We start from the raw sequence: 15,292 nt of genomic DNA on the forward strand, positions 1-15,292 counted from the left end.
GCGGTCTCCCCCGTCCCAGAAGGAGAACTGCGCAGCATGAGCGGAACGACAGCAGGCACCGGTGCGGACGCGGCGGACGAAGCAGCCGGTGCGACCGGTGTGACCAGTGCGGACGAGGCGACCGGAACGGCCGGTGCGACCGGTGCGGCCGGTGCGACCGTGAGGATCGCCGTCATCGGCGGCGGCCCCGCCGGCCTCACCCTCGCCCGGATCCTCCAGGTCCACGGCATCACCGCCACCGTCTACGAGCGCGAGCCCGACCGGGACGTCCGCGGCCAGGGCGGGACGCTCGACCTGCACGGCGACACCGGCCGGCGCGCCGTCCAGGAGGCGCGCCTGACCGAGGAGTTCTGGGCGAAGGCCAGGCCCGAGGGAGCGGAGTTCCGCATCGTCGACAAGCACGGTGCCGCCCCGAGCGGGTTCGGCGCCGGGCCCGCTCCCGACGCCGCCGGCGCGTCGGGCCCTCACGGCGCCGTGGACGGGTCCGGTGCGCCCGGCGGGGCCGACGCGGGGGCGAGCCCCGAGATCGACCGGGGCGATCTGCGCGGACTGCTGCTGGACTCGCTCGCTCCCGGCACCGTCCGCTGGGGTCACCGTCTCGACCGGGCCGAGCCGCTCGGCGACGGCCGGCACCGCCTGCATTTCGACAACGGCGCCGTCGAGCTCTGCGACCTGCTGATCGGCGCCGAGGGCGCGCACTCCCGGGTCCGCCCGCAACTCACCCCGGTGGAGCCGCACTACACCGGCGTCAGCCTGGTGGAGCTGGGCATCCCCGACGCGGACCGGACCGCACCCGGGGCCGCCGCCGCGGTGGGCAACGGCACCCTGTTCGCCTTCCACGACAACAAGGGCCTGGTCCTCCAGCGCAACGGTGACGGCCGGATCCGTGTCTACGCCTTCTTCCGCAGCCCCGAGGACTGGCTGCGGGTGGCCGGCCTCTCCGCCCACGACCCGGCGGGCACCCGGGCCGCCGTCTCCCGCCACTTCGCCGACTGGGCGCCGGAGTTCCGGGACGCCCTGGCCGCCTGCGACGACAGCGTGCGGACCCAGCCGCTGGAGATGCTGCCGGTCGGCCTGCGCTGGTCGCGCCGGCCGGGCGTCACCCTGGTCGGGGACGCGGCGCACCTGATGTCCCCGTTCGCCGGGCAGGGCGTCAACCTCGCGATGTGGGACGCCGCCGAACTCGCGCTGGCGGTGGCCCCCGTGCTGGCGCCGCCGGCCTGCTGGGAGCCCTCGACCGCGGCGGACCTCGAAGCCGCCGTCGAGGGCTACGAGAAGGCGATGTTCGAACGGGGCGCGTTCTGGGCCGGCATCTCCGCGTTCAACCACGACCGGGTGCTTGCCCCGGACGGCCACGAGAACCTGCACCTCATGGCCGGGCCGCCCGGTGCTCCGGACGATGACGGTGCTCCGGGTGGTGACGCCGCTCCGGGTGGTGCTCCGGCCGAGGCGTAGAGCCCGGGGCCGGAGCCGGGCGGGGCCGGGTGCCCGGGCGGTCTCGCCCGGGCTCGTGCTTCCTGCCCGTGGTCCTGCCCGCGCCCCGGCTCAGGGCCCGGTGCAGCCGCAGGACCGCCGGACCACCATCCGGGCCGGGAACATCCGGGCCCCGGCGGTGGGCGTCGGCTCCCCGTCGGCGCGCACACCGAGCACCAGGTCGACGGCGGCGCGCGCCATCTCCTCCTGCGCGGTGGCCACGCTGGTCAGCGGCGGGCCGGCGATCACGGCCTCCGCGATGTCGTCGAATCCGGCCACCGCGAGGTCCTCCGGGACCCGCAGGCCGAGGTCGTCGGCGGCCCGCAACAGGCCGATCGCCTGGTCGTCGGTCGCGCAGAACACGGCCGTCGGCCGGTCGGCGCGCGCCAGCAGGACGAGCGCCTCCCGGTGCGCGCGGACGCGGTCGAAGGGCGCGACGACCAGTCGCCCCTCGGTGGCGAGTCCGGCCTCGGTGAGCGCGGCGGCCCAGCCGGCGGTGCGGACGGTGACCGGGTCGCTCGGGCTGAGCGAGAAGGTGCCGCCGAAGCAGTGCACGGTGGCGTGGCCGTGTCCGAGCAGATGGCCGACGACCTCCCGCGCCCCGCCCTCGTCGTCCGCGACGACCGCGATCCCGTGCTCGGTCTCGGCGCGGTGGTGCAGCAGCACGACCGGCGTTCCGTCCGGGGCGTCCGCCCGGGCGACGCCGGGGGCGGACGGGTCCTGGGTGACCAGGATCAGGCCGTCCACCTGCATGCCCAGGAAGGCGCGGATGTAGTGGGCCTCGCGCTCGTCGGCGTAGTCGGAGTTGCCGATCAGCACCAGCTTTCCGCGCTCGGCGGCGGCCCGCTCCACGGTGTGCGCGAGTTCGGCGAAGAAGGGCTGCCGGGCGTCCGGGACGACCATGCCGATCAGGTCGGTCCGCCGCCGCGCCATGGCCTGCGCGACGCGGTTCGGCCGGTACCCCAGCTCCTCGACGGCGGCGAGCACCCGGGCCCGGGTCGCGGCCGCCACCGGCCGGGGTCCGTTGTTGATCACATAACTCACGACCGCCGTCGACGTCCCCGCCGTCCTCGCCACGTCGTCCCGCGTCACCCTTGCCATGCCCGCGAGCCTACACACCGGTACCGACGGGCCCGGCCGTCGTTCCACCGGCCGGACGCCGCGTCGAACACCGTGCGGGGCACCGTCAGTACATCTGGTCGGCGGTGACGTCCGCGGAGCGGCGCAGGGCCCGCTCGGCCGGTTCGCCGCGCAGGGCGAGCAGGGTGAGCGTCAGCGCGTCCACCACCGTCAGATGGGCGATCCGGCTGGCGGTGGTCTCCAGCCCGAAGACCAGGTCCTGGCCGCCGGCGACCAGGGTGTGGGTGGCGGCCTCGCCGAGCGGGGAGCGGGCGTAGCTGGTGACGGCCACCACCGCGGCGCCGTTGTCGCGGGCGTGGCGGGCGGCGTCGACCACGGTGCGGGTCGCCCCGGTGTGGCTGACCGCCAGGCAGGCGGAGGCGGACGTCAGCTGTGCGGCGGCCAGTTGCGCCGTGCTCGGGTCGGCGGGGGCGTCGGTGCGCAGGCCCAGGGCGCGCAGCCGGTAGGCGGCGTCCAGCACGACCGCGCCGGAGAGCCCCTCGCCGAGGAGGAGGACGTGGTCGGCGGCGTCCAGCGCCCCGGCCGCCGCCCGCAGTCCGTCGACGGCGAGCGTGGTGGTGATCCCGTCGAGCGCCTCCCGGGCGGCGCGGACGGTGTCGGAGAGGGCGCGGGCGGCCGGGTCCCGGGTGTCGGACGCGTCCGGGGCCGGGGCCGGGGCCTGGCGGACGGCCGCGATCTTCAGCTCCTGGTAGCCGCGGAAGCCGAGCCGCTGGCAGGCGCGGACCACCGAGGACGGCGCCGTCCCGGCGAGTTCGGCGACATCGCTCACGCTGAGGCCGACCAGATCGGCGCCCCGGGCGAGGACCACCCGGGCGACCCGCTCCTCGCTGCCGCGCAGCTCGCCCAGCCGGGCCCGGACGTGGGCGGCCAGCTGGGACTCCAGCGGAGAAAATTCGGAATGCTCTTCCATGGATCCAGTGTAACGTGGAACAGAATTCCGGGGGTCGGTGCTCCACCGGCCCGCCGATCCGTCGTTGTGCTGTTCTGCTGTTCTGCCGTTCCGCTGTTCTGCCGTTCCGCTGTGCCGCTGTTCGTTCTGCTGTTCCGTCGTTCTGCTGTTCCGTCCTCCGGAAGGGAGCTCCGCCATGGCAGCCGCCGCCGTTCCCGCGGCCGTTCTGACCGCCGCCGTCCTGCACGCGGTGTGGAACGGGCTGGCGCACCGGATCCCGGACAAGCTGGTCGGCTTCACCCTGATCAACCTCGCGTACACCGCGTGCGCGGTGGTCCTGGTGCTGCTGAACCCGTTCCCGGCTGCGGCCGCCTGGCCGTACCTGCTGGCCTCCGTGGCGATGCAGGTGGTGTCCCAGCTGCTGCTCCTGCGCGCCTACCAGCTGGGGGACTTCGGGCAGATGTACCCGATCGCGCGCGGTTCGGCGCCCCTGCTGGTGGCCGTGCTGTCGGTGGCGCTCCTCGGCGAGTCGCCCGGGGCCGGGGAACTGCTCGGGGTGGCCGTCATCTCCTGCGGCCTGGTCGGGCTGGCCTTCGCCAAGGGGATCCCGGGCCGGGCCCAGCTGCCCGCGCTCGCGGCGGCGCTCGGGACCGGGGTGATGATCGCTGCCTACACCGTGTCCGACGGCGGCGGCGTCCGGCACGCGGGGACGGTCGGCGGCTACGTCGCCTGGCTGTTCCTGCTCCAGGGGCCGGTCCTGGCGCTGATCGCCCTGGCGAGGCGCGGGCCGCGGCTGCTGGCCGGGGCGGGCCCGGCGGTGCCGTTCGGGCTGCTCGGCGGTGTGCTCTCGCTGACCGCCTACGGGCTGGTGGTGTGGGCGCAGTCCCGGGGGGACCTCGCCACCGTCGCGGCGCTGCGCGAAACGAGCATCGTGATCGCCGCGCTGATCGCCGCCGTGGTCTTCCGGGAGCGTCTCGGGCGGCTGCGGATGGCGGCGAGCGCGGCCGTGCTGGCCGGGATAGCCGTCCTGGAACTGGCCCGCCCCTGAGGCCGGTTCCAGGACGTCGGGGGCGCGCCCCCGGGGTTCAGGGGACGATGACGGTCAGCGAGGTGTCCGTCGTCGTGAAGCCCAGGTCCGTGTAGAGCTGCCGGGCGCGGTTGCCCTCGGTCACGGCCAGTCCGATCTCCTCGCCGCCGGCGGCGGCGACCGCGGCGACGACCCGGCGCAGCAGGTCGCGGCCGAGCCCGGGGTAGCCGTGCGCCGGGTCGCGGAACACATGGGCGATCCAGGGCAGGCCGTCCCGATCGGTGAGGACGGCGCCCGCCACCACCCGGTCGGTGCCGTCCACGACCAGGGAGCTGGAGGGCAGCACGGGGCCTATGACCTGCCCGGAGAGCAGCTCGGCGAGGCGCTGCACCGCGACCCGCTCGTCCTGGCCCTCGTCCGTGCGGTGGTCGGGGTGACCGGGGCCGAAGGCCGCCCGGGAGGCGGACACGAGCGCCTCGGGCCCGCGGTCGCAGGGAACAGCGCGGAGCCCGTTCCGGAGCGGGGTGTCCGCCCAGCCCGCCCAGCCTCCGGGCGGGGGAGTGTCGGTGAGGTTCCGGAGCATCGTGTGGCCGTGGCGCAGCACGGCGGCCCCCCGGCGCACCAGCTCCTCCCCGAGCCGGACCGGGCCGGACACCACCCAGCCCGCCAGTTCCGTCTGCACGAAGGCCACCAGGGCGGCCGGATCGGCCCCCGGATCGACCGCCTCCAGCCGGTCCGCCCAGGGGCGGCCCTCCCGTTCGCCCCGCTCGAACCGCACCACGGCGACCCCGTCGGCCCCGTACCCGTACTGCCAGTCGCTCCCCGTCTGCGCCACGCCGTTCCGTCCGATCCTCGCGCGTCGGCCCACCCCTCGGTACGCCCTGTCGTTCGCCATGCTCGGTGAACGATCCGTCGGGATCAACCGACTTCGGGTCAACCGGCCGAACCCGGTGGTGGATCGGGCCGATCGGGGTGGTGGACCGGACCCCCGGCTGCGCGGTCGCCTGCAGCGTCGGTGGCGGGACCGTCGGTGGCGGGGCTGTCGGTGGTGGGGCCTATCGTCTCCCGCCATGAGCGTCCCCGAGGTCGTCCCGATCCTCCACGAGCCCGGCTACCGCACCGACACCATCGGCCGCTGCCGGGGCGGCCAGTTCTTCGCCTCCGTCTGCTACGCCAGTCCCGAGGGGTCCTCCGGTCCCGACGGCGGGGCGTGGTACGCGGTGCTGCACCGGTTCGACGAGAGCGGGAGACACCTCGGCTCGCGGATCGAGACCGTACCGGAGGAGTCCGGGAGCGCGGCTCCGAAGGCGGTCGAGGACGTGCTGCGGGAGTGGCTGGACGCGCTGCCGGAGCGGGAGTTCGCGGACATCGCCGTCGCGCCCTTCACGGTGCTGGTCGACGGCTGCCGCTTCGGCCTGGTCGTCGAGCGGCACCACGAGGACGCGACAGAGGACGACTGGGCCGAGTTCTACCCCGACCGTCTCGGCTTCCACGCCCCCTGGGACGGCGAGTACGACACCTGAGCCCGCCGCCCCGGCCCGGTCCGGCCGGCTCAGTCCGCGATCACCGCCGCGCGGACGCAGAGCACGTCCGGCAGGTGGGCGAGCACCGGTGACCAGTGGGCGCCCTCGTCGGCGCTGGCGTGGACCTCGCCGGTCCGGGTGCCGAAGTAGATGCCGGCCGGTGCGAGGTCGTCGGTGCGCAGCGCGTCCCGCAGGACGACGCCGTAGTGGTCCTCGCCGGGCAAACCCTCGGCGAGCGCCTGCCAGCTGTCGCCGGCGTCGTCGGTGCGGAACACCCGGCAGCGGCGGCCCGGCGGAATCCGGTCGTCGGCGCCGCCGAGCGGGAACACGTACGCGGTGTCGGCACGGTGCGGGTGGGCGGCGATCGCGAAGCCGAAGTCGGCGGGCAGGCCGTCGGCGATCGAACGCCAGCTCGCGCCGCCGTCGTCGCTGCGGTAGACGCCGCCGTGGTTCTGGAGGTAGAGCCGGTCTGGGTTCACGGCGTCCCGGGCGATCTTGTGCACGCACTGGCCGAACTCGGGGTACTGGTTCTCCTCCGGCAGGAACTCGGCCCGCAGACCGGTGTTGGAGGGCTCCCAGCTGCCGCCGCCGTCCTTGCTGCGGTAGACGCCGCCGCTGGAGACGGCGACCAGCAGCCGCTCCGGGTCGCGCGGGTCGCAGAGCACGGTGTGCAGTCCCTGGCCCCCGTAGCCGGCTCCCCACTCGGTGCGCTGCGGGTGGTCCCACAGCGACTCGATCAGGGTGAAGGTCTCGCCGCCGTCCGTGGAGCGGAACAGCGCGGCGGGTTCGGTGCCCGCGTAGACCACGCCCGGGGCCTCGGGCCCGGCCGGCTGGAGCTGCCAGACCCGGGTCAGCGAGGCACCCGTGTGCTCGGGGAAGCGGATGGCCGGCGTGGACGGCTCGAACCAGCTCTCGCCGAGGTCGTCCGAGCGCCACACCGACGGGCCCCAGTGGCTGCTGTCGGCGCCCACCAGCAGCCTGGTCCGGTCCCCGCGGCGGTCGACGGCGACGGAGTAGATCGCGTTCATCCGGAAATGCGGCCCGCTGAACTCCCAGTGCACCCGGTCACGACTGCGCCCGAGGAAGAGACCCTTCTCGGTCCCGACGGCCAACAGCACCTCGGTCATTGCGACACACCACCCGGTCGGCGAAACGGCCCCCGCGGACACCCCTCCCGGGCCAGTGTCCCGCCGTCGGGGGCCCGCCACATCTCGCCGCGCCGGGGCGGACCGCGGCCCGGGCACCGCCCCGCCCCCGGTCGACCCGCGCGATGCCGTCCCCCGGCGCACTACGGCGGCACGGTGGCCCGACGGCGCGGCGCCCGGGCACCGCGCCGTCGGCCTCGTCGGCCGCGCCGTCAGCCCCGGCAGCCCTCGAGCAGCCGCAGCCAGACCTCGCTGATCGTCGGATAGGCGGGCACCGCGTGCCACAGCCGGTCGATGGGCACCTCGCCGACCACCGCGATCGTCGCCGAGTGCAGCAGTTCGGAGACGCCGGGGCCGACGAAGGTCGCGCCGACCAGCACCTCCCGGTCCAGGTCGAACACGACCCGGGCCCGGCCCCGGTAGTCGTCGCCGTAGAGCGAGGCCCCGGCGACCGCGCCGAGGTCGTGGTCGATCGCCTTGACCCGCAGCCCGGCCCGTTCGGCGGCGTCCAGGGTCAGGCCGACGGCGGCGACCTCCGGCTGGGTGAAGACCACCTGGGGCGCTCCGGCGCTGTCCGCGGACGCGGCGTGCGCGCCCCAGCGCTTGGTGTCCAACGGGCGCGCCTGGGCGCGGGCGACGATCGCCGCGCCGGTGATCCGAGCCTGGTACTTGCCCTGGTGGGTGAGCAGTGCCCGGTGGTTGACGTCCCCGGCGGCGTACAGCCAGGTGCCGTCGACGCCGAGCACCGTGCAGCTGTCGTCCACGTCGAGCCAGTCGCCGGGGTGCAGGCCGACCTGCTCCAGACCGACGTCCGCCGTGCGCGGAGCCCGCCCGGTGGCGTAGAGCACCTCGTCCACGGTCAGCCGCCCGCCGTCGCCCAGGGTGAGCGTGACCTCGGACGGTCCCTCCGCGGCGCTCGCCCCGTCCACCGGCCGCCGCTCCAGCGCGGTCACCTCCGTCCCGAACCGGAGGTCCACCCCGAGGTCCCGCAGACCGTCCGCGACCAGCTCACCGGCGAACGGCTCGGTCCGGGGCAGCAGCGCGGAGCCGCGGACCAGCAGTACCACCTCCGAGCCGAGCGCCCGCCAGGCGGTGGCGAGTTCCACGCCGACCACCCCGCCGCCCACCACGGCCAGCCGCCCGGGGACGGCGGGCGCGCCGGTCGCCTCGCGGTTGGTCCACGGCCGGGCGTCGGCCAGTCCGGTCACGTCGCGCGGCAGCACGGGGCGGCTCCCGGTGCAGATCGCGACGGCGTGCCGGGCCACCAGCAGCCGCTCGCCGCCGTCCTCCGACTCGACCGTCACCTGCCGGTCGCCGGCCAGCCGGCCGTGGCCCCGGGCCAGCTCGATACCGGTGTCGCGGAGCCACCGCACCTGGCCGTCGTCCTGCCAGTGCGAGGCGAACGAGTCGCGCCGGGCGAGCACCGCGGCCGCGTCCAGCGCACCGTCGCCGACCGCCTCCCGGGAACCGGCCACCGCGCGGGCGTCGCCGAGCGCGGCCACCGGGCGCAGCAGTGCCTTGCTCGGCATGCAGGCCCAGTACGAGCACTCGCCGCCGACCAGTTCGCTCTCCACGATCACCGTGCGCAGCCCGGCGGCGGCCGTCCGGTCGGCGACGTTCTCGCCGGTGGGGCCCGCGCCGATCACGATGACGTCGAACTCCTCGGGGGCGGGGGACTGGGGGGAGGTCATGCGTGCTCCTCGCTGTTCTGGACCGGTGCTGTCGAGCGGTGATGCTGTTGCACTGTGGTGCCGTGGTGCCGTGCCCATCCTGCGCCGACCCGGCCGCCCCGCGCAGCCGAACACGCGGGCGAGGCGCCGGTCCGGACAACCCCTTCACACGCCGGTGGCCGCCGCGTGCACATGCCGGTGGCCGCCGTGCCGCACCGAGGTGCGGAGCGGCGGCCACCGGGTGCCGGTGCGCGGACTACCCGAGCTCCGCCAATTCGGCGAGCGCCGCCGCCGTTTCGGCCGGCCGGGAGAACATCGGCCAGTGCCCGGTCAGCACCTCGCGCAGCTCCCACTCGGGCCCGCCGAGCGCGGCGAAGTACGGGTGCCCGGCGGCGATCAGCTCCCGGACCTGTGCCAGCGGCATCGAGCAGGAGACCAGGCCCTTCGGCAGCTTGTCCGCCCCGCCGGTCAGCCGCAGCGGCTCGTGCAGCGTCCCGACCGGCTGGGCCGTCGCCCGCTCGCGGAACCGTGCCAGCCCGGCCTCGTCGATCCCCTCCACGGAGGCGCCGTCGGAGGCCAGCAGCTCCCAGGTCGGCAGTGGCAGCCATCGGCCGTCCACCAGTGTGGCCTCCAGCGCGGCGCGGTAGTCCGGTTCCCAGAGGTCCGCGAGCGCGACCCCGTCCGCGATCGGGCCGGAGTCGACGTAGACCACCCGGCGGATCCGCTCCGGCACGCGGTCGGCCGCGCCGGACACGGCGACGGTGCCGCCGCTGTGCGCCACCAGGACCACGTCCCTGAGGTCCTCGCGGACCAACAGCTCGGTGAGGTCGGCGACCTGGGCCTCCGTACCGGTGTCCGGCCCTGCCTCGCCGGCCCGTTCGGCGAGCCCGGGCAGGGTCACCGCGTGCACGGTGTGGCCGGCGGCGCGCAGGGGTTCGGCCACCGCGTCCCAGGCCCAGCCGCCGAGCCAGAAACCGGGGACGAGTACGAAGGTGCTCATGATGGGACGGTCCTCTCGTGGAATGCCTGTGGTGGGCCCGGGCCCGGTGCTGACCGCCGGCCGGGCCGCCCGCCGTCACACCGACCCTAGAATGGCAACCGGACAGAACTCGACCGGATTTGCGACCGGTTCGGCTGTCCGGCCGCCCGTGTCCCCGCCGGCCGCGTGGCCCTCGGCCGACCCCCGACCGGCCGACCCCCGACCACCGTCGACCCCCGGCCGCTCACCGGCCGACCGTCGGCCCGGCCGGTCGGCAGAACAGGAGCGGAGCACCGTGGAACACCCGGTCAGCCGTATCCTCGCCCTCCTCGAACTGCTCCAGGCCCGCCCCGGGCTCACCGGTGCCGAACTCGCCGAGCGGCTGGAGGTCGACGCCCGCACCGTGCGCCGCTACGCGTCCCGGCTCGCCGAACTCGGCATCCCCGTCCGGGCCGAGCGCGGCCGCTACGGCGGGTACCGGCTGCTGCCCGGCTACCGGCTGCCACCGCTGATGCTCACCGGGGACGAGGCCGCCTCGGTGGTGCTCGGGCTGCTGGCCGGCCGCCGGTCCGGGCTGTCGGTGGGGGAGCAGGCCGGGGAGTCGGCGCTCGCCAAGATCCAGCGGGTGCTGCCGCCCGCGCTGCGGGACCAGGTCGCGGCCGTAGAGCAGACACTCGGACTGACCGCCGCGCCCGCCTCCGGCCCCAGCCCGGCCGCCTCGGCGTTGTTCACGCTCGCCGAGGCCGCGCGTCGGAGCCGCCGGGTCCGGCTCGACTACCGGGACCGCACCGGTGCGCCGAGCGAGCGCGAGTTCGATCCGTACGGGCTGGTCTTCCACTCCGGCCGCTGGTACACCACGGGGCTGGACCACCTCAGCGGCGAGCAGCGCACCTTCCGGCTGGACCGGATCCGCTCGGTGCGGCCGGGCACGGCCGGCTTCGAACCGCCCGCGGACGTCGACCCGGTGCGGCGGGTCCTGGAATCGCTCGCCTCGGTGCCGTGGCAGCACGAGATCGAGGTCGTCCTGACCATCGGCCTGGACGAGGCCCGCCACCGCGTCCCGCCGACCGTCGGCACGGTCACCGCGACCGAGGACGGCAGGGTGCTGCTCCGCGCCCGGGCGGAGCGCCTCGACGGCATGGCCGTCCTGCTCGCCGGCCTCGGTCGGCCCTTCACCGTCCGCCGCCCCGCCGCCCTGCGCGACGAGGTTCGCGCGCTGGCCGCCCGCCTCGCCGGCTGGGCGGAGCAGGGACCGGCCGAAGGCGCACCGGCCGAGGGCTGAGCGGCCCCGAACGCGCACCGGTCCGCCCGTGGATCGGTCCGCCCGCGTACCGGTCCGCCCGCGTACCGGTCCGCCGAAAGACGCGACGGCGGGCTCCGGGGCGGACCAGCCGCCCCGGAGCCCGCCGCAGGGGCGACCGGCCGTCAGGCCTTCGGCGCGCCGTTCTGCTCCGACGCCACCTGCCGCTTGACCTCGTCCATGTCCAGCTTCCTGGCCTGACCGATCAGATCCTCGAACACCGGCTCGGGCAGCGCCCCGGCCTGGGAGAAGACGAGCACGCCCTCCCGGATGATCGCCAGCGTGGGGATCGACTGGATCCCGAACGCAGCGGCGAGTTCCTGCTGCGCCTCGGTGTCGACCTTGGCGAACACGAGGTCCTGGTGACGCTCGGCGGCCTTCTCGAAGACCGGCGCGAACTGCCGGCACGGGCCGCACCAGGCCGCCCAGAAGTCGATCAGGACGAAATCCTTGCCGCCCTCACCAGGGACGATCTCGTCGAAGTTCTCCTTGGTCAGCTCGACCGTGCTGCTCATCTCGCGATTCCTGCCCTTCCGGTGGTGGCGGTCAAGGCCATCTGCCCCCCCACAACGGCTGCTGTTCGCGCGCTATTCCGCGGACCCTACCGCGCGATCCGTCGAGCAGAATCCGGCCCCCGTCCGTACCGGAGGGTGTCAGGCACCGACGTGCCCACCCACCGACCGGGGAGCGGTCACCATGCGCAGCACCCGCCGTACCCGTCCCGAAGGCCCGACCGGTTCCGTTCGCGGGACCGGGCGCCTCGCCGTGCTCGCCGCCGCCGGGCTGGCCGCCGCCGCCCTCGTCGCGGGCTGCGGCTCGTCCGCCTCCTCCGGCGGCTCGCCGCCGACCAACCCGCCCGCCTCCTCCTCGGCACCCTCCGTGCCGGGCACGTCCGCCGCCACCCTGCGGACCACCACCGACGCCCGGCTCGGCACCGTCGTCACCGACAGCGCGGGTTTCACCCTCTACCGTTTCGACAAGGACAGCACCACACCGCCGACCGCGACCTGCAACGGCGACTGCGCCACCCTCTGGCCCCCGGCCGCGGCCCCCGCCGACGGCACCGCGGTCACCACCGGCGGCATCGACGCGAAACTCGTCGGCACCGTCACCCGGGCCGACGGCAGCAAGCAGCTCACCCTCGCCGGCCGGCCGCTCTACCGCTACGCCCCCGACCGGAACCCCGGAGACACCAAGGGCCAGGGCGTCCAGGGCGTCTGGTTCGCGGTGACCCCCGCCGGCGACCGGGCCGCCGCCACCTCGGGCGGCTCCGGTTACTGAGCCCGACGGGCCGCCGCCCGTACTCGACCCGGAGGCACGGGTGCGCAAGGATGTGATGGTGACCGAGGAGCCTCCCGGTGGCGGCCGCCCGGCCGCGCGGAGCGCGCCGGCACCGGACGAGGAGCTGATGCGCGCCCTCTACCGCGAGCACGCCGGGCCCCTGCTGGGTTTCGTGCTCCACCTCGTCGCCGGGGACCGCCAACGCGCCGAGGACGTCGTGCAGGAGACCCTGCTGAGGGCCTGGCGCAACCTCCACCGGCTCGACCCGGCTGCCGCGTCGCTGCGCCCCTGGCTGGCCACCGTCGCCCGCCGGATCGTCATCGACGGACACCGCGCCGCGCTCGCCCGGCCGCGCGAAGTGGACCCGGCACCGCTGGAGTTGCTGCCCGCCGCGGACGAACTCGACCGCGCACTACGGATGATGACGGTGGCCGATGCCCTCGGCGACCTCTCGCCCGCGCACCGGGAGGTCGTCGTGGAAACCTACTTCAAGGGCCTGACCGCGGGCGAGGCCGCCGCCGAACTCGGCATCCCCGCAGGCACCGTGCGCTCGCGGCTGTACTACGCGCTGCGGGCGCTCAGGCTCGCCCTGGAGGAACGGGGCGTGACACCGTGACACCGCACGAGCCCGGCCCCGACCCGTCCGTGCACCTCGACGTCGCCGGCTACGTCCTCGGCGTACTGGACCCGGCCGAACGTGCCGCCTTCGACGCCCATCTGGCCGCCGGCTGCCCCCGGTGCGCCCGGGAACTGGCCGAACTGACCCCCGTCGGAACCCTGCTGGCCGAGTACGCGGCCGACGGGGACCCGGCCGACCCCCTGCCGAGTCCGGACCCGGCGCTGCTCGACCGGCTGGTCGCCGAGGCCGGGGCGGTCCGCCGCCGGGGCCGGGTCCGGCGGCTGGCGCTGGTCGTCGCGGCCGCCGCCGTGGCACTGGCCGGACCGGCCGTGACCGCCGCCGTCATCACCGCCGACTCCCCGCCCGCGGTGGTCGCCACGGCCGCGGCCCACCGCTTCACCGGGACGGACCCCGCGACCGGGGCCCGGGCCGTCGTCGGCGTCGACGCCGCACCCTGGGGCAGCCGGGTCACCCTCGAACTCTCCGGCGTCCCCGGCCCGCTCACCTGCGACCTGGTCGCCGTCTCCCACGCGGGCGACCGGCAGACAGTGACCACCTGGAGCGTCCCCGCCACCGGCTACACCACCGCCGCCCTCCACACCACCGGCGGCACCGCCCTCCAGCCCACCACCATCGACCACTTCGAGATCCGCACCCTCGACACCGACACCCTCCTCCTCACCGTCCCCACCCACACCCCCTGACCCCCACCACCACCCGAAGCCCCGCCCGCACCGCCCCCGCCCGACGTGACCAGGGGCACGGAAAGTCGACAAGGCCGACTCCCTGCGCGGGCCGGCTCTTCCTGGCCGCCCCAGGCCTCCGGCCCGCTGCCCGCAGGGAACCGACGAGCCCGACCGACTTCCCAAACCCGCCGCTCTGCCCGGCGTGACTCGGTGCGACGGTTGGCGCGGCGCGCGGGAAGTCGATCGAGTCGACTTCCCGCACTGCTCACGGCTCCCGCTGGGTGTCTCGGCCCGCCTGTTGTGGGAAGTCGACGCTGCCGACTTCCTGTGCCCCTCGCAGCCCCCACTTGGAGGAGCCAACACAAGGCTCGAACGCGCCGATAGGTGATCACGCAGCAGGCCGGCTTGAGGAAGGCCTCGTGGATGTCGTCGCGGATGTCCCAGCGGATCCGCAGGCGCCGAAAGCCGTGGACCCAGGGCTCCGAGCCCGGAGCCGTGCGGCACACCGCGGCGGGCGATGACCGGTTTGATGCCCCGCTTCCAGAGCAGACGGCGGTACTTGTCGAAGTCGTAGCCGCGATCGGCGAACAGCCGCTTCGTCCGATGGCGCGGCCGACCGGTCTTCCCGCGGATGCGAGGGATCGCGTCCAGGAGCGGCAGCAGCTGGGTGACGTCATGACGGTTGCCGCCGGTCAGTGTGATGGCCAGTGGCGTGCCCCGGCCATCCGTGATCACGTGGTGCTTCGAGCCCGGCCTCGCGCGGTCGACCGGGCTCGGTCCCGTTCTGGGCCACCGAGACGGGCCTGGTGGTGCGAGCCGTCGATCACCGCCCGCGACCGGTCCAGCCCGCCGGCACGGTGCAGCTCGGTCAGCAGCACCTGGTGAAGCCGGTCCCACACCCCGGCCTCGTGCCGGTCCCGCAGGCGGCGCCAGCAGGTCATACCCGAGCCGAAGCCGAGCTCCTGCGGCAACCACTCCCACTGGATCCCCGTGTGCAGCACGAACAGGATCCCCTGCAAGCAGCCCCGGTCGTCCGACGGCGGACGACCGATCCTCCGAAGCTGCTGCCGCCGCCCTGCTCGGCGTCGGGCGGGGCGGTCGTTGGCAGGGCGCGCAGGAAGTCGGCGGTGTCGACTTCCTACGCGCGCCCGATGCTTCCCGTCGGCCTCAGCGCTTCGGCCCGCTGCCCGTGAGAAGTCGACGAGGCTGCCTTCTCGGCCCACTCTTCGTCGGCGGCGCCTGAGTTCGCCGCCTTGTCCGGCGTGCGCCGAGGTCGTGGTCGGTGGGCGCAGGAAGTCGGTCGGGCCGACTTCCTGCGCTCGTTCTCCGCCGACGGTGTGTTTCGCTGCTCTGCTGACGTGGCTCGGGGTGATGGTTGGCGGCGCGCGCGAAGTCAACGGGGCCGACTTCTTGCGCTGCTCGCGGTTCCCGCTGAGCGCGCTCTGGCCGGCTCGTCGTGGGAAGCCGACTGGGCCGACTTCCCGCTCGGCCTCCCGATCGGCCCCGCGTGATTCCGCGCTCTGCTGGCGTGAGTCGAGGTGGTGGCTGACGTGGCGCAGG

Annotated in this window: 13 protein-coding genes and 2 pseudogenes; 7 read left to right on the forward strand and 8 right to left on the reverse strand. The window is 75.2% G+C overall.

Features of this window, described 5'->3' with window-relative positions; all coding sequences use genetic code 11:
* Positions 1 to 36: 36 nt before the first annotated feature.
* Positions 37 to 1,455 (forward strand): FAD-dependent oxidoreductase, encoded by a 1,419-nt coding sequence (locus ACIPYS_RS03975; RefSeq protein WP_400742692.1) that lies wholly within the window; start codon positions 37 to 39, stop codon positions 1,453 to 1,455.
* Positions 1,456 to 1,545: 90 nt separating this feature from the next.
* Here the strand turns inward: ACIPYS_RS03975 and ACIPYS_RS03980 are convergent, their stop codons facing one another.
* Together ACIPYS_RS03980 and ACIPYS_RS03985 are read right to left on the reverse strand one after the other, a co-directional pair.
* A complete protein-coding gene (locus tag ACIPYS_RS03980; protein ID WP_400742695.1) occupies positions 1,546 to 2,574 on the reverse strand; it encodes a LacI family DNA-binding transcriptional regulator in 1,029 nt (342 codons plus the stop codon).
* A gap of 85 nt (positions 2,575 to 2,659) precedes the next feature.
* A complete protein-coding gene (locus tag ACIPYS_RS03985) occupies positions 2,660 to 3,523 on the reverse strand; it encodes a MurR/RpiR family transcriptional regulator (RefSeq protein ID WP_093862662.1) in 864 nt (287 codons plus the stop codon).
* A gap of 175 nt (positions 3,524 to 3,698) precedes the next feature.
* Here ACIPYS_RS03985 and ACIPYS_RS03990 point away from each other — a divergent pair, with 175 nt between their 5' ends.
* Positions 3,699 to 4,550: an EamA family transporter gene (locus tag ACIPYS_RS03990; RefSeq protein WP_400742699.1), complete on the forward strand. Its 852-nt coding sequence runs from the start codon at positions 3,699 to 3,701 to the stop codon at positions 4,548 to 4,550.
* A 37-nt stretch (positions 4,551 to 4,587) separates the two neighbouring features.
* Here the strand turns inward: ACIPYS_RS03990 and ACIPYS_RS03995 are convergent, their stop codons facing one another.
* Positions 4,588 to 5,364, reverse strand: a complete 777-nt coding sequence (locus tag ACIPYS_RS03995) for a GNAT family N-acetyltransferase (protein WP_400742702.1) — start codon at positions 5,362 to 5,364, stop codon at positions 4,588 to 4,590.
* Positions 5,365 to 5,599: 235 nt separating this feature from the next.
* On the opposite strand from ACIPYS_RS03995, the gene ACIPYS_RS04000 reads away from it, so the two are divergent.
* Entirely contained in the window at positions 5,600 to 6,052 is a 453-nt protein-coding gene (locus ACIPYS_RS04000) for a hypothetical protein (RefSeq protein WP_400742704.1), read from the forward strand.
* A 29-nt stretch (positions 6,053 to 6,081) separates the two neighbouring features.
* Here ACIPYS_RS04000 and ACIPYS_RS04005 read toward each other — a convergent pair whose 3' ends face one another.
* From ACIPYS_RS04005 to ACIPYS_RS04015, 3 genes are all read right to left on the reverse strand, one after another.
* Complete coding sequence (locus tag ACIPYS_RS04005; protein WP_400742707.1) at positions 6,082 to 7,179, reverse strand: WD40/YVTN/BNR-like repeat-containing protein; 1,098 nt, start codon at positions 7,177 to 7,179, stop codon at positions 6,082 to 6,084.
* Between the two features lie 230 nt (positions 7,180 to 7,409).
* Complete coding sequence (locus tag ACIPYS_RS04010; RefSeq protein ID WP_400742709.1) at positions 7,410 to 8,888, reverse strand: dihydrolipoyl dehydrogenase family protein; 1,479 nt, start codon at positions 8,886 to 8,888, stop codon at positions 7,410 to 7,412.
* 235 nt (positions 8,889 to 9,123) lie between these two features.
* Positions 9,124 to 9,867, reverse strand: coding sequence for an alpha/beta fold hydrolase (locus tag ACIPYS_RS04015; protein ID WP_093862667.1), 744 nt, complete (start codon positions 9,865 to 9,867; stop codon positions 9,124 to 9,126).
* A 274-nt stretch (positions 9,868 to 10,141) separates the two neighbouring features.
* On the opposite strand from ACIPYS_RS04015, the gene ACIPYS_RS04020 reads away from it, so the two are divergent.
* Positions 10,142 to 11,128, forward strand: a complete 987-nt coding sequence (locus ACIPYS_RS04020) for a helix-turn-helix transcriptional regulator (RefSeq protein ID WP_400742713.1) — start codon at positions 10,142 to 10,144, stop codon at positions 11,126 to 11,128.
* Positions 11,129 to 11,271: 143 nt separating this feature from the next.
* On the opposite strand, the pseudogene trxA reads toward ACIPYS_RS04020, so the two are convergent.
* Positions 11,272 to 11,667: pseudogene (trxA, locus tag ACIPYS_RS04025) on the reverse strand (thioredoxin); the annotation flags it as partial.
* A gap of 175 nt (positions 11,668 to 11,842) precedes the next feature.
* On the opposite strand from trxA, the gene ACIPYS_RS04030 reads away from it, so the two are divergent.
* Genes ACIPYS_RS04030 through ACIPYS_RS04040 form a run of 3 tightly spaced genes read left to right on the forward strand, consistent with a single transcriptional unit; the run spans position 11,843 to position 13,750 of the window.
* Positions 11,843 to 12,427, forward strand: a complete 585-nt coding sequence (locus ACIPYS_RS04030) for a hypothetical protein (protein ID WP_400742716.1) — start codon at positions 11,843 to 11,845, stop codon at positions 12,425 to 12,427.
* 55 nt (positions 12,428 to 12,482) lie between these two features.
* Positions 12,483 to 13,043, forward strand: coding sequence for a sigma-70 family RNA polymerase sigma factor (locus ACIPYS_RS04035; protein WP_093865221.1), 561 nt, complete (start codon positions 12,483 to 12,485; stop codon positions 13,041 to 13,043).
* On the forward strand, positions 13,040 to 13,750 hold the full coding sequence (locus tag ACIPYS_RS04040) for an anti-sigma factor family protein (protein WP_400742719.1): 711 nt from the start codon (positions 13,040 to 13,042) through the stop codon (positions 13,748 to 13,750). Before ACIPYS_RS04035 ends, ACIPYS_RS04040 begins: the two co-directional genes overlap by 4 nt.
* Positions 13,751 to 14,100: 350 nt before the next feature.
* Here the strand turns inward: ACIPYS_RS04040 and ACIPYS_RS04045 are convergent.
* Positions 14,101 to 14,781 (reverse strand): annotated as a pseudogene (locus ACIPYS_RS04045) (IS5 family transposase); the annotation flags it as partial.
* Positions 14,782 to 15,292: the final 511 nt, after the last annotated feature.

Origin of the sequence: Kitasatospora sp. NPDC089913 (assembly GCF_044748625.1) — a bacterium.
In the GTDB taxonomy this organism is placed as follows: Bacteria; Actinomycetota; Actinomycetes; order Streptomycetales; family Streptomycetaceae; genus Kitasatospora.